Here is a 17,929-nt window from a genome sequence, read left to right as displayed (position 1 = left end):
TACGGGTACACGCGGGACTACCCGGTGGAGCGGATGATGCGCGACGCGAAGATCACCCAGATCTACGAGGGCACCAACCAGGTCCAGCGCATCGTCATGGCCCGCAACCTGCCGTAGCAGGGACGGCACCACCAGGGGCGCGGGGAACTGCGCGAAGCGGAAGGCACCCACCAGCAGGATCGCGAGGCAGGGCAACGACCTGCACGTGATCGCGACCTGGCTGACGTGCACTCCTTGCTCGCGCAGTTCCCCGCGCCCCTTTTCGTGCATCCCGCCGCATCCCGGCTCTCGCGCCCGTCCGGGACGGTTTCGCACCCGCCGGAGTGAACGCGTCCAGCTTGTGGGTCATTGAGGGTATTTGACGGATTTTCAGACAAGACGCTCGATTGTATGGTCGCGGTGAGTAATCACTCATGTGCGCTGCGTGCGCGACTCGCCGCCCGACCGATCGAGAGGAACCGTCATGAGACGCCGTCGACCTCCCTGCGAACGCCCGCCCGGACGCTATGGGCCGGCGGCGATCCGCGGCCGCGCCGTCAGAGCACTGCTGCTGCTCGTCGTCGCACTCGCCACGGCGTCGGCCTCCTTCGCCTGGCCCGCCGTCGCACACCCGCCCGCGGCCGCGCACGCCGCCGCGGGCGACCGGGCCGGCCGCCAGTTGCCCGTGACCCTGTCCAAGACCGGGACCGACGTCACCACCGGGAGCACGACCCAGACCGCGCACGGTGACACCGTCCGCTGGGTGGTCTCCGCGACCAACCCGGACGGCGTCCCGGTCGATGCCACGATCACCGACGTGATCCAGGGCGGACCGGGCAGCTTCCCGCAGAGCCAGACCTATGTACCCGGCTCGCTCCAGGCGCCGCCCGGCTTCACCAAGCAGTGGTCCACCGATGGCGGCGCGACCTTCACCGGCACCGACCAGGGCACCGCGACCAACGTGGTGCAGGCCCACAACCCGGAGCTCGCGTCGCCCGCGACCGGCCTGGTGGTCCCGATCGCGCCGCCGTTCACGCCGATCAACACGGCCACCGGCGGCGACGGATTCACCCCCATCCTGTACACCGCCACGATCAACGGCGTCCAGACGCCCGAGGTCTGGAACATCTACCACCACGGCTTCGGCAACCCGCCCAGCGTGGTCTGCACCGACCTGCTCACCAACGGCCCCTGCCCCACCCCGGACGGAGCCCCCGCGGTCTGGCCCCGGGCCCTGAACTCCTCGGAGCCCGGAGCGACCACCGGTGACCTCGGCAGCACCCGCACCCCGACCTACGTGCAGCTCGGCTCCAAGCTGTACTACGCCGCGGTCAGCAGGGTCGAGTCCGCACTGATCGGCGTCGGCTGCATCGACCTCCAGGCCCAGGCCAGCTGCGGCTTCACCGCGCTGCAGACCGGCGAAGGGCTGGTCGTGGGCGGTGTCGTCCAGGCACCGAACCAGCACATCTACGCGGTCTCCGGCACCGGCGAGATCCTCTGCTACGACGCCGTCGCCAACACCTCCTGCGGCACCTTCAACATCGGCCTGCCCCCCAACGAGGGCCAGGTCGTGCCCAGCGGCGACTACGCCGGCATCATGCGGACGATCGAAGGAAAGATCTACGTCACCGACAACCAACTGGCCCCGCTGCCAACGGCGATGTCCTGCTTCGACCCGTCCACGAACGCCGCGTGCGCCGGCTGGGCCACCCCCCGGATCGTGGCCACCCCGCTCGACGACGAACCCGCCCGGGCCGACAACGTCTTCGAGATGTACAACGCGGCGGGCACCATCACCGGGGTCTGCACGATCGTCGGCGGCTTCTACCAGGGTGTCACCCCGGCCGTCGGCACCGTCGAGTGCTTCGACCTGACCGGCAACCCCGTCGCCGCACCCCCCGGCCTCAGCACCCTGGTCAGCACCAACCTCTCACTCGGCGAGGCCAACTTCCAGGTGCCGCTCACGATCACCGCCCCCAACGGCCACCTGGAGACCGAGTTCCCGTTCTGGATCTACCGGGGCATCACGCCGACCCTCAACAGCACCTCGTACTGCTACGACTGGACGACCCAGAGCCCCTGCGCCCAGTACGGCGCCAATGGCATCGTCAACGGCCCGCCCAACGTCAACGGCGGCAACACCAGCCCCTACGGCTACGCCTACGACGGCCAGTGCAAGTACAGCCTCGGTGACACCGGCTACCTGTTCTCGATCGACCCCGTCACCGGCGCCTCGCCCTGCCTGAAGACCAGGGCCCAGAGCTCCCTCAACCCCGCCGCGTTCTACTGCGACGGGGCCACCGGGCATGTCCGGTCCTACGGGACGGTCAGCCTCCTCGGCATCGATCCGACCACCGTCGACTTCACCCAGTCCTCGGTGACGGTGCTGGCAGCGGACGGCACCACCGTCGGCACCTTCCCGTTCGACTCCGTGACCGAGACGGCGGACATCTCCTCCGTCCCGATCGCCGACTCGCCGATCCAGGTCATCGCCAACATCACCCTGATCAGCGGAGCGTCCTTCACCCCCGACAACCACCCGCAGATGCAGGTCACCTTCGTCGGCGACGCGCCCCAGATCTGCTTCGAGACCACCGTGGCGACCGACTGCGCCGTCACCTCCGTCTCCAACCAGGCCACCGCCGTCACCAACGGCCAGCCGCCCGTCGTCTCCAACACCGTCACCCTCCAGGTGACTCCGGGCCCCGAGTGCGCCGCGAAGCTGACCATCGTCAAAGAGGTCTGCACCTCCACCAACCCCGCCGACTGCGGCCCGGGCGGCCCAGGCCCCTGGGCGGCCACCACGACCCTCCCGCCGGGAGGCACCGCCTACTGGCGGATCACCGTCACCAACCCCGGCCCCGGTGACGTCTCCGGTGTCACCCTCACCGACCCCGTCACCCCCTCCTGCGCCGCCGGCGGCCCCTTCGACCTGGGGGCCGGCACAGAACATCAGATCTTCTGCAACCTTCCCGGCATCACCCAGGACACCATCAACAGCGTCACCGCCACGTTCACCACCCCGGACGGCAGCGTGATCACCACGCCGCCCGCGGAGGCGAGCGCCCTGGTGGCCGGTGTCGGGACGTTGAGCATCGAGAAAACGCCGGATTCGCCCGGTCCGTTCCATGAGGGTGACGTGGTGTTCTACACGTACACCGTCACCAACACGGGCAGCGCGCCGGTGCACAACGTGACCGTGATCGACGACCACGTGGCGTCGGTGACGTGCGACGCGACGGTGCTGGACCCGGGTGCGAGCACGCTGTGCCACGGCAGTTACCTGGTGACGGCCGCTGATGTGTCGGCGGGTCATGTGACGAACACCGCTCACGCGGAGGGAATCGACTCCGGCGGTCAGGAGGTGAAGAGTCCGCCTGCCGAGGCCACTGTCCCGGTGGTCGGTGTCGCGGAGCTGGCCATTGAGAAGACGGCGGACAGCGCCGGCCCGTTCCACCTCGGTGAGACGGTCTTCTACACGTACACGGTGACCAACACGGGTACGGCGGTGGTCAACGCTCTCAAGGTCGTGGATGACCACCTGGTGTCCGTGACGTGTGACGCGACGACGTTGAACCCGGGTGCGAGCACGCTGTGCCACGGCAGTTACGTGGTGACGGCCGCGGATGTGCAGGCGGGTCATGTGACCAACACCGCTCACGCGGAGGGTACGGACCCGCAGGGTCAGACGGTGGTGAGTCCGCCGGCCGAGGCGACGGTCCCGGTGGTGGGCGAAGCGCTGCTGGCCATCGAGAAGACCGCGGACAGCGCGGGCCCGTTCCACCTCGGTGAGACGGTCTTCTACACGTACACGGTGACCAACACCGGTACGGCAGTGGTGCACAACCTCACCGTGACGGACGACCACGTCGCAGGCGTGGTCTGCGACACCGCGACACTGAACCCCGGTGAGAGCACGCTGTGCCACGGCAGTTACGTGATCACGGCCGCGGACGTGCAGACCGGGCATGTCACCAACACCGCCCATGCCCACGGACTCGACCCCCAGGGCCAAGGAGTGCAGAGCCCGCCGGCCGAAGCCACCGTCCGGGTGGTGGGCGAGGCCCAGCTGTCCATCGAGAAGACGGCGGACAGTGATGGCCCGTTCCACGCGGGCGAAACGGTGTCGTACACGTACACGGTGACGAACACGGGTACGGCCGCCGTGCACGACCTGTCCGTCGCGGACGACCACGTCGTGTCGGTGACGTGCGACGCGACGGTGCTGAACCCGGGGCAGAGCACGCTCTGCCACGGCAGTTACGTGATCACCGCTGCGGATGTGTCGGCCGGTCACGTGACCAACACCGCTCACGCGGAGGGCGCGGACCCGGAGGGTCAGACGGTGGTGAGTCCGCCGGCCGAGGCGAAGGTTCCGGTGGTGGGCGAAGCCCGACTGGTCCTCCAGAAGGCGGCCGACAGCGCCGGCCCGTTCCACGTGGGCGACACCGTGCCCTACACCTACACGGTGACGAACACGGGCACGGCCGCGGTGCACAACCTGACGGTGACGGACGACCACATCGCGTCCGTGACCTGTGACACGACGACGCTGAACCCCGGCGAGAGTACCTTCTGCCATGGCAGCTACGTCATCACGGCCGCGGATGTGCTGGCCGGCTCCGTGACCAACACGGCCCACGCCAACGGCACCGACCCGCAGGGACAGTCGGTGCAGAGCCCCCCTGGTGAAGCCACCATCGACATCCTGGGCGATGCCCTGCTCACCATCGAGAAGGTGGCGAACAGCGCCGGCCCGTTCCACCTCGGTGAGACGGTTTTCTACACGTACACGGTGACCAACGCCGGGACGGCGGCGGTGCACAACCTCACTGTCGTGGACGACCACGTGACGTCGGTGACGTGCGACACGACGGTGCTGAACCCGGGGGAGAACACGCTCTGCCACGGCAGTTACGTGATCACCGCTGCGGATGTGACGGCCGGTCATGTGACCAACAAGGCGCACGCGGAGGCTACCGATCCGGAGGACCAGCTGATCGAGAGCCCGCCGACGGAGGCCACCGTTCCTGTAGTCGGTGTCGCGGAGTTGACCCTTCAGAAGGAGGCTGACAGTGCTGGTCCGTTCCACGTGGGTGAGAGGGTTTTCTACACGTACACGGTGACGAACACCGGTACGGCGGTGGTCAACGCTCTGAAGGTCGTGGATGACCACGTGGTGTCGGTGACGTGTGACGCGACGGTGCTGAACCCGGGTGCGAGCACGCTGTGCCACGGCAGTTACGTGGTGACGGCCGCGGATGTGGCGGCGGGTCATGTGACCAACACCGCTCGCGCGGAGGGTACGGACCCGGAGGGTCAGACGGTGGTGAGTCCGCCGGCCGAGGCGACGGTCCCGGTGGTGGGCGAAGGTCTGCTGGCCATTGAGAAGACGGCTGACAGCGCGGGCCCGTTCCATGTGGGTGACACCGTCACCTACACGTACACGGTGACGAACACGGGGACGGCGACGGTGCACAACCTGACTGTCGTGGACGATCACGTGGCGTCGGTGACGTGTGACGCGACGGTGCTGAACCCGGGTGCGAGCACGCTGTGCCACGGCACGTACGTGATCACCGCTGCGGATGTGTCGGCCGGTCATGTGACCAACAAGGCGCACGCGAACGGCACTGATCCTGAGGGGCGGCCGGTGGTGAGTCCGCCCGGTGAGGCCACTGTTCCGGTGGCGGGCATTGCCGAGTTGACCCTCCAGAAGGAGGCTGACAGCGCTGGTCCGTTCCACGTGGGTGACACCGTTACTTACACGTACACGGTGACGAACACCGGTACGGCGGTGGTCAACGCTCTGAAGGTCGTGGATGACCACGTGGTGACGGTGACGTGTGACGCGACGGTGTTGAACCCGGGTGCGAGCACGCTGTGCCACGGCAGTTACGTGGTGACGGCCGCGGATGTGCAGGCGGGTCATGTGACCAACACCGCTCGCGCGGAGGGTACGAACCCGGAGGGTCAGACGGTGGTGAGTCCGCCGGCCGAGGCGACGGTCCCGGTTCGGGGTGAGGCGCTGCTGACCATCGAGAAGGTGGCCGATTCTGCCGGTCCGTTCCACGTGGGTGACACGGTGCAGTACACGTACACCGTGACCAACACGGGTACGGCCGTTGTTCACAACGTCACGGTGTCGGATGACCACGTGTCGTCGGTGACCTGCGACGCGACGATGCTCAACCCGGGTCAGAGCACGCTCTGCCACGGGAGTTACGTGATCACCGCTGCCGATGCCCAGGCCGGTCACGTGACCAACACGGCTCACGCGAACGGCACCGGCCCCGAGGGTGAGGAGGTGAAGAGCCCGCCGGCCGAGGCCACGGTCACGGTGGTGGGTGAGGCCCGGTTGTCGATCGAGAAGAAGGTGGACACGGCCGGTCCGTTCCGTGCGGGTGATGTGGTGCGGTACACGTACACCGTCACCAACACCGGTGCTGTGACTGTGCACGATGTCGTGGTGTCGGACGACCGGGTGGCGTCGGTGACGTGTGATGCGACGGTGCTGGAGCCGGGTCGGAGCACGACCTGTCACGGCTCGTACACGGTGACGGAGGAGGACGTCGAGGCGGGTCATGTGACGAACACGGCTCGTGCGAACGGCCTCGATCCCGAGGGTCGGCCGGTGGTGAGTGCGCCGAGTGAGGTGACGGTGAAGACCGTCTCCGGTGCGTCGTCGTTGTCGGTCGAGAAGAAGGCGGACAGTGCGGGCCCGTTCCATGTCGGTGACACGGTCACCTACTCGTACACGGTGACCAATACCGGGTTGACGGTGCTGACGGATGTGATGGTCCGTGATGACCGGGTGGCGTCGGTGGTGTGCGATGCGACGGTGCTGGAGCCGGGTGCGAGCACGACGTGCCACGGCACGTACACGGTGACGGAGGAGGATGCGAAGGCCGGGCATGTGATCAACATTGCGGAGGCTTCGGGTCGTGATCCGCAGGGGGCGCTGGTGGAGAGTGAGCCGGTGTCGGTGTGTGTCACGGTGTCGGAGTGTCCGGAGAAGGAGGGGTGTGTGAAGCCGCCTCGTCCGGGTGGTCCTTCAAAGGCGCCGCACGGTGGCGGTGGGGGTCATCTGCCGGACACGGGTTCGCCGGCGGGTCTGGCGGCGGCGGGTCTGGCCGGTGGTGGGTTGCTGACGCTGGGCGGTGTGCTGCTGTACCGGGCGCGGCGCCGTGCGGACGCGGACCGGTTCGTGGGGTAGTGCCTGCGGGTTCGCCGCTTGTTCGGTGAGGGACCGCCCTCGGGGCCTTCGGGCTCCGGGGGCGGTCCCGCGTCGCGCCGGCGCGGGACGCGGACCCTGTTCTGCCTCGGGTTTTGCCACCCCGGTGTCGACCTCGGCGTAAAGAGGCATCTAAGGTATGCCTTAGCTTACTGAGCGGTGCCCCCGGGGGAGGTTTTCGGGGAGGCCGCCCAGCCGGTGTTTCCGTACCCTCGTCCCTGGAGTGAGCATGCCCGCCCGCCGTACGACTGCTGCGACTTTCCTCGTTCTCGCTGTGGCGGGGGCTGCGTTGGTGGGGTGTTCGAAGAAGGACGACGGGAAGGTTTCGGCGGACGGCAGCGGGCCGGTGCAGGTGACGGCGACGGACAGCAAGTGTGAGCTGTCGAAGACGACGTTCCCGGCGGGGCACGTCGAGCTGGCGGTGGCGAACAAGGGGAGCAAGACCACCGAGGTGTACGTGTACGCCGAGGGGGACAAGATCGTCACCGAGCGGGAGAACATCGGCCCGGGCACCAAGGTGAGCATCAACGCCGAGATCAAGGCCGGTACGTACGAGGTGGCGTGCAAGCCGGGTATGACCGGTGACGGCATTCGGCAGAAGATCACGGTGACGGCGGCCGGCGGGGCGGCGGTGAAGACGGACGACCGGCTGACGCAGGCGGTCGCGGACTACCGGAAGTACGCGCAGGAGCAGGCGGACGCGACGATTCCGGTGGTGGAGCAGTTCGCGGCGGCGATCACCGCGGGCGACGTGGAGAAGGCGAAGTCGCTTTACGCGCCGTCCCGGGTGGGCTGGGAGCGGACGGAGCCGGTGGCGGAGAGCTTCGGTGACATCGACCCGAAGACCGACGTCCGGGAGGACGCGCTGGAGGACGGCGGGCAGTGGACCGGGTGGCACCGCCTGGAGAAGGCGCTGTGGGCGGACGGCAAGGTCGGTGACGAGGAGAAGACGCTCGCCGCCCAGCTGGTCACCGACCTGAAGGACTGGCAGAAGCGCGTCCCGAGCGCGGAGATCACCCCGACCGGCATGGCGAACGGCGCCAAGGAACTGCTGGACGAGGTCTCCAAGAACAAGATCACCGGTGAGGAGGACCGCTACAGCCACACCGACCTGTCGGACTTCGCCGCCAATGTGGAGGGCGCCCGTCAGGCCTACGAGCTGCTGAAGCCGGTCGCCACCGAGAACGACCCGAGCCTGTCGAAGACCCTGGACGCCGAGTTCGAGAAGATCACCGGTCTGCTGGCCAAGTACCGCCAGGCCGACGGTACGTGGACCTCGTACGACAAGGTGACCGAGGGCGAGCGCAAGACCCTCCAGGACGCCGTGAACGCGCTGAGCGAGCCGCTGTCGAAGCTGGCCGCGGCCGTCGTGGTCAAGTAACCGCCGCAGCAGACGCAGGCCAATCAAGGGCAGCGCAGGCCGAGTCGCTGTCAGCAGGTCTTCCGAGCAGGTCACGTCCGAGAGGGAACGTCAGAGATGGACGCCGAGAACGAGCAGCAGGCGGTTTCCGCCGAGGCCGGCGGGGCGCAGCAGCGTGCGGGGCTCAGCCGACGGGCTGTCATCGGCTGGGCCGGTGCGGGTGTCGCGATCGGCGCGGCCGGGGTGGGCACGGTGGCGGCCGCGACCAGGGGGTCGGACGCTCCGGCCGCCGCGCCGCAGAGTCAGGACGTGCCGTTCTGGGGCGAGCACCAGTCGGGGATCTCGACGCCCGTTCAGGACCGGCTGCACTTCGCCGCGTTCGACGTGATCACCGAGGACCGTGACGCGCTGGTCAAGATGCTCAAGGAGTGGACCAAGGCGGCCGCGTCGATCACCGGTGGCCGCGAGGTCGGCGGCGGTGCGGTCGGGGTCGTCCCGCAGTCGCCGCCGGACGACACCGGTGAGGCGCTCGGGCTGCCGGCGTCCCGGCTGACGCTGACCATCGGGTTCGGGCCGACGCTGTTCGAGAAGGACGGCAAGGACCGGTTCGGTCTGAAGGCGAAGCGGCCCGAGGCGCTGGTGGACCTGCCGAAGTTCAAGGGCGACCGGCTGGAGGCGAACCGCAGCGGCGGTGACATCTGCATCCAGGCGTGCGCGGACGACCCGCAGGTCGCGGTGCACGCGATCCGCAACCTGGCCCGGATAGGCATGGGCGTGGTGAACGTCCGGTGGTCGCAGCTCGGCTTCGGCAAGACCTCGTCCACCACGCCCGACAGCCAGACCCCGCGCAACCTGATGGGCTTCAAGGACGGCACGCACAACATCGCGGGGACGGACGCGGACGGGCTCGCCAAGCACGTGTGGGTGGCGCCCGGTGACGGCCAGGACTGGATGACCGGCGGCTCGTACCTGGTGGCCCGGCGGATCCGGATGACCATCGAGACCTGGGACCGGGCCTCGCTGCAGGACCAGGAGGACACCTTCGGCCGCACCAAGATCGAGGGCGCCCCGTACGGCAAGCAGAAGGAACGCGACGCGCCCGACCTGGCCGCGATGCCCGCCACCTCGCACGTGCGTCTGGCCCACCCGGACAGCAACGACGGGCTGATGATCCTGCGCCGCGGCTACTCGTTCACCGACGGCACCGACGGTCTCGGCCGCCTCGACGCCGGCCTGTTCTTCCTGGCGTACCAGCGCGACACCCGCAAGGCCTTCGTGCCGCTGCAGACCAAGCTGGCGGCCGGCGACAAGCTGAACGAGTACATCACGCACGTCGGATCCGCCCATTTCGCCTGCCCGCCCGGGGTCCGCAAGCCCGGCGAGTGGTGGGGCCAGACCCTGTTCGGCTGACCCCCGCCCCACATCACCCTCACTCCCCACACGAGGAGAACCGCCGTGTTCGCCAACTACCTGATCGGCCTTCGAGAAGGCCTCGAAGCCAGCCTGGTGGTCTGCATTCTGATCGCCTATCTGGTCAAGACCGGCCGCAAGGACCGGCTCGGCCCGGTGTGGATCGGCGTCGGCAGTGCCGTCGGCCTGTCCATGGCCTTCGGTGCGATCCTTCAGTTCGGCTCCAACCAGCTGTCCTTCGAGGCGCAGGAGGCGCTCGGCGGCACCCTGTCGATCCTCGCGGTCGGTCTGGTCACCTGGATGGTGTTCTGGATGAAGCGCACCGCCCGGCACCTGAAGAGCGAGCTGCACGGCAAGCTGGACGCCGCGCTGGCGATGGGCACCGTCGCGCTGGTGATCACCTCCTTCCTGGCCGTCGGCCGGGAGGGCCTGGAGACCGCGCTGTTCATCTGGACCGCCGTCCAGGCCACCGGTGACGGCTGGAACCCGCTGGCCGGCGCGATCCTCGGCCTGCTCACCTCGGCCGTACTGGGCTGGCTGTTCTACCGCGGCGCGCTCAGGATCAACCTGGCGAAGTTCTTCACCTGGACCGGCGCGATGCTGGTCGTGGTCGCCGCGGGCGTCCTCGCGTACGGTGTGCACGACCTCCAGGAGGCGGGCTGGATCCCCGGCCTGCACGAGCTGGCGTTCAACATCTCCTCCACCATCCCGGTGGACAGCTGGTACGGCACCCTGCTGAAGGGTGTGTTCAACTTCCAGCCCGACCCGACGGTGGTGCAGGTGGTGATCTGGCTGCTGTACCTGGTGCCGACGCTGTACTTCTTCTTCCGCAAGCCGAAGGCCGCCGGCTCCGCGCCGAAGCCCGCCGCGTCGGTGGAGGCGAAGGCCGCCTGACAGCGGCTCGGAGACGCGAACGAACCGCCCGGGTGCCGCAGTTGATGCGGCACCCGGGCGGTTCGGCGTTGCGGGGGGTGTCAGTAGATGGAGAAGACGGACGCCCAGTTCTGGCCGGCCGAGTTGGTGTTGGCGGTGTTGGCGGTGACCGCCTGGCCGGCGGTGGCGTTGCCGTCCAGGACGAAGCCGGTGGCCGGGTTGGTCAGCGTGTAGGTGCCGACGGCGTTCTGGGTCACCGTCCAGCGCTGGTTGGCGCCGCCGAGGTTGATGGCCGTCAGGGAGATCTGGCCGCCGGCGGTGGTCGGCGCGGTCAGGTAGAGCGGGATCGAGCAGCTGTCGTAGATCCGGACGGTGCCGTCGCCGTTGGAGACGAACTTCCAGCGCTGCGAGGCCATGGTGGTGTTCAGCGTGGCGAACACGGCCACCGACGGGATGCTGCCGGTGCAGGTGCCGCCTCGCTGGAGGGCGACGCCGCCGCCGTTGCTGAGCGCGTGGTAGCCGTTGTCACCGACCACCGTGGGGCCGTAGTTGATGGCGCTGGTGTCCAGCGCGGTCAGCGCGGCGCCGGTGGTGGACAGCGGCGGCGTGGCCGTCGGACGGACGTTCCTGAACCAGTCGGCGAAGGTCGCCGGGGTGTGCGAGGTCAGGGTGGCGATGGTGCGGTCCCAGCTGCCGTCCACCTGGTTCCACAGCTGGAGCAGCGCGCCGTCCACGTTGCCCTGCACCTGGTCGCCGGTCTGCCAGCCCGAGGCGGCGGTGAACGGGTAGGACGAGCCGTCCGGCCACACGTAGCGCTGGTCGCCCTCCAGGTAGGCGGCGACCGAGTCGGCGAAGCCCTCGGTCCAGGCGCAGGTGGCGGAGGACGTGTACTGGATGTAGTGCGGGTTGCAGTTGGTGACGGCCGGGAAGGTGCCGTTGTACAGCCGCTGCTGGAAGAAGTGCCCCGACTCGTGCAGCACGGTGTGCTCGGAGTCCGGGTCGCCGTCGGCCAGGTGCAGGGTGTTCGACAGGTCGTACCACGCGCCGTCGGTGGAGCCCGCGTACCACTGCTCCGTCAGCATGGTGCAGGTGGCGGCGTTCGTCTCGGTGGTCGTCCAGCACGGGGTGGTGGAGTTGGCCCGCCGCGACCAGAGCAGGTTGACGGTGTCGAAGGCGTGCCAGGCGCGCTGCGCGGTGGTCGGCTTGACGGTGCCGAGGGCGACGCTGGTCGATATGTTCGACTGGGTCGGCGTGTTGAAGGCGTAGACCGTGCCGGTGTTGTCGGCGGTCCGCCACACGTGGTTGTTCTGGGTGGCGAAGCGCACGTACAGGTGGTCCATCGCGGTCGTGGTGACCGGCGTGTAGCAGAGGTTGAACGAGCCGTCGGCCGCGCCGGTCAGCTGGGTGTCGGTGTTCAGCTTGTGGTCGGTGTCGGTGGGCCTCTCCCGGCCCCACAGCTCGACCGAGGCGTTGCGGGCGGCCTTGGTCAGGGTCGGCTTGGAGGCGCCCGCCTCGGCGGACTGGTAGTCGTACTGGAGGTTGCCGCTCATGCAGATCGGCGACGTGGCGGAGGCGACGCCCGCCGTCAGCGGGACTATGCCTCCCGCGGCGAGCAGCGCCGGCACCAGGAGGCGCAGCAGGGTGGTGGAGCGGTGCGACATCGACGTCCTTCCAGACGATTGCCCGGGCCGCGGCTGGGCGGGACCGGGGCGCGAAGGCCGGGCGAGGGACCCGGCTCCGGTCCGTGACGATTCGTCGGCGGGCCGTGAGTAATCGTCGTGTCCGCGCCATGGCGGGCACCAGGGGCGCGCGGAATCACATGTTCCGCTTGTGTGATTGGCCTGTGCGCCCGGCGCAGGATGGGGAGTTCGTGCGCCCCTCGGGGTGCTGACGGGGCGTCAGGCAGTGGGCCAGGTGGCGAGGGTGAACTCGACGATGCGGTGCAGCTGTTCGGCCGGGGTGCCGTCGGTGGCGCGGACCGCGAGGCCGTGGGTGAGGACGGTCGGGTGGTCGGTGAGCACGGCCGGATCGGTGCCGGGTGCGAACTCGCCTGCCTCGGCGGCCAGTTCTAGACGGTCAGGGGAGTTGGCCGGGCGGGAGGGTGTTGATGCCGGCGGCCAGGAAGGCCATGGCGGCGTCCAGGTGGGCCTCGGTGGGGCGCAGGTAGAGCTCGCAGACGACGGCGGCGGCCGTGGCGGCGACCATTCGGGGGCCGAAGTCGTCGGGGGCGTCGCCGCGTTCGGCGGCGAAGATCCGGGCGCCCTCCTGGATCGCCTCGGTCAGGCGGCTGTTGGCGACGGCGCGCAGCTGGGGGTTGCGGTCGAGCATCGCCTCCCAGAGCGCGTCGAGCTCCTCGGCGCCGGGGTTCTCGGTGAGGTCGGTGCGCAGCCAGTGCTCCAGCGCCTCCAGCGTGGTGGTGCCGGGCTCGCGGTGGTTGAGGGCGTGGCCGAGACGGTCGGTGAACTCGGCGATGTGGGAGGTCGCCAGGTCGAGCTTGGTCGGGAAGTAGAGGGTGACGGTCCGTGCCGACACCTCGGCCCGGTCGGCGATGTCGGCGATCGTGGTCGCCTCGAAGCCGCGCTCCGCGAACAGCTGGTAGGCCGCTCGCAGGATCGCCTCCCGGCGGCGGGCCTTGCCGCGTGCCCTCGCTCCCTCGGTCATGGGGTCGATGCTAGCAGTTTTTACCAGTGGAGGTAATTTTGCAGTCCGCTGCAAAGTTACCTTAGATTGCAAAAATCCACTGGTTCTGAGCACGAGGGGGCGCGATGGCGTCGGTCCTGTACGCATGGGGACGATGGGCGGTACGCCGCCGAGGCCGGGTGATCGGCCTGTGGCTGCTGCTGCTCGCGACGATCGGCGCCCTCGGCACCACCTTCGCCGGGCCCGTCAGCAACGAGTTCATCGTCCCCGGCATCGAGTCCCAGCAGGCCCAGGACCTGCTGGAACGTCAACTCCCGGAGTCCGCCGGCGGCACCGCCCGGCTGGTCGTCGCCGCGCCCGCCGGGCAGAGCCTGGACACGCCCGCGGCCAAGGCCGCCGTGGGGGAGAGCCTGCACCGGGCCGCCGGGATACCCGGGGTGGTGCATGTCGCCGACCCGTTCGAGAGCCGCACCGTCTCGCCGGACCTGCGGATCGCGTTCGCCGACGTGCAGTTCGCGCAGGCCGCGAGCGAGGTCCCGCAGAGCGCCAAGGACGCGCTGAACGACGCCGCCGCGCCGCTGCGGGAGGCCGGGCTGCAGGCCGAGTTCGGCGGCACCGTGATGGCGCCGCCCGTCGAGGTCGGCGGCCCCGCCGAGGCGATCGGCGTGGTGGTCGCGTTCGTGGTGCTCGCCGTCGCGCTCGGCTCGCTGGTCGCCGCCGGACTTCCGCTGCTGACCGCCCTGGTCGGCGTCGGCATCGGTGTGCTGGGAGCCCAACTGCTCGCCCACGTGGTCGAGATGACCAACACCGCGACCGTGCTCGCGCTGATGATCGGCCTCGCCGTCGGCATCGACTACGCGCTGTTCATCATCGCCCGGCACCGCGAGCAGCTCGCCGACCCCGACAGCGGGATCGAGGAATCGGCGGCCCGCGCCACCGCCACCGCCGGCAGCGCCGTGGTGTTCGCCGGCGCCACCGTGATCATCGCACTGGCCGCGCTCGCCGTCACCGGCATCCCGTTCCTGACCGTGATGGGCCTGGCCGCCGCCGCCACCGTGCTGCTCGCCGTACTGGTCGCCGTCACCCTGGTGCCCGCGCTGCTCGGCCTGCTCGGCGAACGGCTGCGGCCCCGGGCACGGGTGAAGGCCACCGCGAAGCCGGCCGGCACCTGGTCGGCGGCCTGGGCGCGCACCGTCACCCGCAAGCCGCTGCTGGTGCTGCTGGCCGGCGTGGTCGGGCTGCTCGCCCTCGCGCTGCCCGCCCGCGACCTGCGGCTCGGCCTGCCCGGCAACGCCTCGCAGCCCGCCTCCAGCACCCAGCACAAGAGCTACGACCTGCTCAGCGAGGGCTTCGGCCCCGGCTTCAACGCCACCCTTGCCGCCGTGGTCGACGCCACCGGCATCCCCGCCGAGCGCCGCGAGGCCGCGCTCGCCGACCTGCACGCCACGCTCTCCGCCGATCCGGGCGTCGCCGCCGTCGGCATGCCGGTGGCGAGCGCGGACGGCAGCACCGTCGCCGTGCCCGTCGTCCCCCGTACCGGGCCGGACGACAAGGCCACCAGCGACCTGGTGGAGCGGCTGCGCGGCCACAAGGCCGAGGTCGCCGCGAGCGGCGGCACGCTGTACATCGCCGGGGCGACCGCCGCCGCGATCGACGTGTCCGGCAAGCTCGCCGACGCGCTGCCGCTGTTCGTCGCCCTGATCGTGCTCCTCGCGCTCGCCCTGCTGACCGTCGCGTTCCGCTCGGTGCTGGTGCCGCTCAAGGCGGTGCTCGGGTTCCTGCTGTCGGTGGCCGCCGCGCTCGGCATCACCGTGTGGGTGTTCCAGGACGGGCACCTGAACGGCCTGCTCGACATCCCGTCCGCCGCGCCCGTGACGAGTTTTCTGCCGGTGCTGCTGATCGGCGTGCTGTTCGGGCTCGCGATGGACTACGAGGTGTTCCTGGTCAGCCGGATGCGTGAGCACCACCAGCACACCGGCGACGCCGCCGGGGCCGTCACGCAGGGCGTCGCCAGCAGCGGACGGGTGGTCACTGCTGCCGCGCTGATCATGGTCGCGGTGTTCGGCGGCTTCGTGTTCAACCACGACCCGATCATCAAGTCGATCGGATTCGCGCTCGCCGTCGGCGTGTTCATCGACGCCTTCGTGGTCCGGATGACCCTGGTGCCCGCCGCGATGGCCCTGCTCGGCCGCCGCGCCTGGCAGTTGCCGGGCCGGCTCGACCGGATCATTCCGGACGTCGATCTGGAGGGCGCGAGCCTGCCTGCCGCGTCGGAGCGTCCGGAGCGCGTGGCCGAACGGGTCTGACGGAGCAGAACGCGGGCCGGGCCCGGGAGTCGCGACTCCCGGGCCCGGTTCACGGGTGCTCGGTCAGCAGGGGACCACGGCGTTGACGGTGACCGGGGACGGGCCCCAGCCGAACTTGCTGACGCCGAAGGTGCCGCTGACGGTGGAACCGCACGCGACGGTGCCGGTCGGGCCGTTGACGGTGACCGTGCTCGCGAGGAAGTTCACGTTCTGCGCGATCGAGCCGAGCGAGGCGCCGCCGACGACCTGGCCGGAGAGCGTGGTGGAGAGCACCTGGGGCTGCGGCGGGTAGTCGGGGGTGGGCGGGCCGGCCAGGGCGACACGACCGAGGAACTGGACGCTGCTACCGGTGATCGCGGCGCAGACCTGGGTCATCAGCCCGGACTGGAGCGACCACGGGCTGCAGGTCTCCGTGGTGGTGGTCGTGGCAGTGGGGGTGGCGGCCTGCGCGGGGGCGGCTGTCAGGGCGCCGACGGTGGCCATGCCCGCGGCGAGCAGGGTCAGTCCCTTCATCGAACGGTGGTTCATCGCGCGTTCTCCTCCATGTGGTGGTGCCCAGCTGAGGCACGTGATAACGAGGTAGCACATGTGACATTTCACATCCGCCGCGACTGAACTTGCCATAAGTTCGAATGCTTGCGGAGGTGTTTGAGGAGGAAATGATGCACTCGGCCAGAAAATGACCATGGATGGCGAGATTGCAGCGTGATTGCCGACAGTTGAGGAAGTCTTGACAACACCGTCCCGGAACCTTCGGATCCCACTCCCTTCGGGCGCCCGGTAAGTCGTGCCGACCTCACGCGCGCCCGCAGAGAGTGGGAACCGATCGGGACCCCGCTCCGCTACCCGGCGGCCGGGCCGTACACCACGTGCAGGGTGCCGTTGCCGAACGCCTTGCTGGACAGCAGCGTCAACTCGATCGGCTCGGCGATCCCGTCGAACAGGCGCATGCCCTCGCCCTGGGCCACCGGGTGCACGAACAGGTGCAGTTCGTCGATCAGACCCGCCGCCAGCAGCTGACGTACCACGGAGACCGAGCCGGACATGCCGATCGGGCCGCCCTCCTCCTGCTTCAGCGCCCGGACGCCCTCGACCAACTCACCCTTCAGCTGCTCGGAGTTGCGCCAGGTGAGGTCGAGGCCCTGGTGCGAGACCACGACCTTGCGCATGTCGCCCAGCGACTTGGCGAAGCCCGCGTCCGCGCCGCCCGCGGCCTCCCGCTCCGGCCAGGCACCCGCGAAGATGTCGTACGTCGTGCGGCCCAGCAGCAGGGTCTCCGACACCCCCAGCTGCGCCCCCACCGCCGCGCCCACCTCGTCGTCGAAGTGCGGCAGGTGCCACTGCTCCGGGCTGCCCACCACGCCGTCGGCGGAGATGAACAGGCCTGCGGTGATCTTCCTCATGGTTCGGTTCTCCTTGCTCGGTGACGCCTGGTCGGAAACGGGTGACTACTCGGCAGCGGGCCCGTACACCAGGTGCACGGTGCCGCCGGCGAACGGCTCGCAGGACAGCAGCTTCAGCTCGATCGGCTCGGCGATCCCGTCGAACAGGCGCATGCCCTTGCCCCGGGCCACCGGGTGCACGAACAGGTGCAGCTCGTCCAGCAGGCCCGCCGCCAGCAGCTGACGTACCACGGAGATCGAACCCGACATGCCGATCGGGCCGCCCTCCTCCTGCTTCAGCGCCGTGACGCCCTCGACCAGCTCGCCCTTCAGCTGCTCGGAGTTGCGCCAGGTGAAGGAGAGCTCCTGGTGCGAGACCACGATCTTGCGGGTGTCACCGATCGCCTTCGCCATCTCGGCCTCGTCGCCGCCCTCCGCCTCGACGGCCGGCCACGAACCCGCGAACACCTCGTAGGTGGTGCGGCCCATCAGCACGGTGTCCGACGCGCCCAGCAGCGCCCCGACCGCCGCGCCCAACTCGGCGTCGAAGTACTTGAAGTGCCACTGTTCCGGGCTCTCCACGACTCCGTCGGCGGAGATGAACAGACCGGCGGTGATCTTCCTCATGGGGTGGTGCTCCTTGCTGGCTCTCGGTGTGCGTCGCTCGCTGACAACCGGTCAGACGGAGCCCGCTCGGCGGACTCATCGGTCCCCGCGAAGAAAATCCGAAAAACTTTTTCGACCC

The 17,929-nt window shown here is 69.5% G+C and carries 12 protein-coding genes; 6 read left to right on the top strand and 6 right to left on the bottom strand.

Annotated features, from left to right (window positions below; genetic code table 11):
- From ACZ6R9_RS31925 to efeU, 5 genes are all read left to right on the top strand, one after another.
- Window positions 1-117: acyl-CoA dehydrogenase family protein (locus ACZ6R9_RS31925; protein ID WP_359858682.1), on the top strand; the 117-nt coding region annotated here is incomplete at its 5' end.
- Window positions 118-463: 346 nt separating this feature from the next.
- Window positions 464-7,195 carry a COG1361 S-layer family protein gene (locus ACZ6R9_RS31920; protein WP_465542120.1) on the top strand — a complete coding sequence of 2,244 codons (6,732 nt, stop codon included), beginning with the start codon at window positions 464-466 and terminating at the stop codon, window positions 7,193-7,195.
- Between the two features lie 247 nt (window positions 7,196-7,442).
- Window positions 7,443-8,594, top strand: a complete 1,152-nt coding sequence (gene efeO / locus ACZ6R9_RS31915) for an iron uptake system protein EfeO (RefSeq protein WP_465542118.1) — start codon at window positions 7,443-7,445, stop codon at window positions 8,592-8,594.
- A 96-nt stretch (window positions 8,595-8,690) separates the two neighbouring features.
- Window positions 8,691-9,983: an iron uptake transporter deferrochelatase/peroxidase subunit gene (gene efeB / locus ACZ6R9_RS31910; protein WP_380488937.1), complete on the top strand. Its 1,293-nt coding sequence runs from the start codon at window positions 8,691-8,693 to the stop codon at window positions 9,981-9,983.
- Window positions 9,984-10,028: 45 nt separating this feature from the next.
- Window positions 10,029-10,877 carry an iron uptake transporter permease EfeU gene (gene efeU, locus ACZ6R9_RS31905; protein ID WP_465542116.1) on the top strand — a complete coding sequence of 283 codons (849 nt, stop codon included), beginning with the start codon at window positions 10,029-10,031 and terminating at the stop codon, window positions 10,875-10,877.
- Window positions 10,878-10,957: 80 nt separating this feature from the next.
- Here the strand turns inward: efeU and ACZ6R9_RS31900 are convergent, their stop codons facing one another.
- The 3 genes from ACZ6R9_RS31900 to ACZ6R9_RS31890 all read right to left on the bottom strand — a co-directional run bounded on the left by ACZ6R9_RS31900 (window position 10,958) and on the right by ACZ6R9_RS31890 (window position 13,517).
- Window positions 10,958-12,517, bottom strand: coding sequence for an RICIN domain-containing protein (locus ACZ6R9_RS31900; protein ID WP_465542114.1), 1,560 nt, complete (start codon window positions 12,515-12,517; stop codon window positions 10,958-10,960).
- A gap of 237 nt (window positions 12,518-12,754) precedes the next feature.
- Complete coding sequence (locus ACZ6R9_RS31895; protein ID WP_380487484.1) at window positions 12,755-12,877, bottom strand: hypothetical protein; 123 nt, start codon at window positions 12,875-12,877, stop codon at window positions 12,755-12,757.
- A 55-nt stretch (window positions 12,878-12,932) separates the two neighbouring features.
- A complete protein-coding gene (locus ACZ6R9_RS31890; protein ID WP_465542112.1) occupies window positions 12,933-13,517 on the bottom strand; it encodes a TetR/AcrR family transcriptional regulator in 585 nt (194 codons plus the stop codon).
- 104 nt (window positions 13,518-13,621) lie between these two features.
- On the opposite strand from ACZ6R9_RS31890, the gene ACZ6R9_RS31885 reads away from it, so the two are divergent.
- Complete coding sequence (locus ACZ6R9_RS31885) at window positions 13,622-15,802, top strand: MMPL family transporter (RefSeq protein ID WP_465542110.1); 2,181 nt, start codon at window positions 13,622-13,624, stop codon at window positions 15,800-15,802.
- Between the two features lie 63 nt (window positions 15,803-15,865).
- On the opposite strand, the gene ACZ6R9_RS31880 is transcribed toward ACZ6R9_RS31885, so the two are convergent.
- From ACZ6R9_RS31880 to ACZ6R9_RS31870, 3 genes are all read right to left on the bottom strand, one after another.
- Window positions 15,866-16,330, bottom strand: coding sequence for a hypothetical protein (locus tag ACZ6R9_RS31880; protein ID WP_380487492.1), 465 nt, complete (start codon window positions 16,328-16,330; stop codon window positions 15,866-15,868).
- A 314-nt stretch (window positions 16,331-16,644) separates the two neighbouring features.
- The gene (locus ACZ6R9_RS31875) at window positions 16,645-17,205 is read right to left on the bottom strand and encodes a dihydrofolate reductase family protein (RefSeq protein WP_380487493.1); all 561 of its coding nucleotides are present in this window, start codon (window positions 17,203-17,205) and stop codon (window positions 16,645-16,647) included.
- Between the two features lie 45 nt (window positions 17,206-17,250).
- Window positions 17,251-17,811 (bottom strand): dihydrofolate reductase family protein, encoded by a 561-nt coding sequence (locus ACZ6R9_RS31870; protein ID WP_465542107.1) that lies wholly within the window; start codon window positions 17,809-17,811, stop codon window positions 17,251-17,253.
- Window positions 17,812-17,929: the final 118 nt, after the last annotated feature.

The sequence above is a fragment of the Kitasatospora sp. NPDC048662 genome, assembly GCF_055587065.1.
Note: the sequence above shows the minus strand (reverse complement) of the source record. Positions and strands in the feature narration are given on the sequence as shown.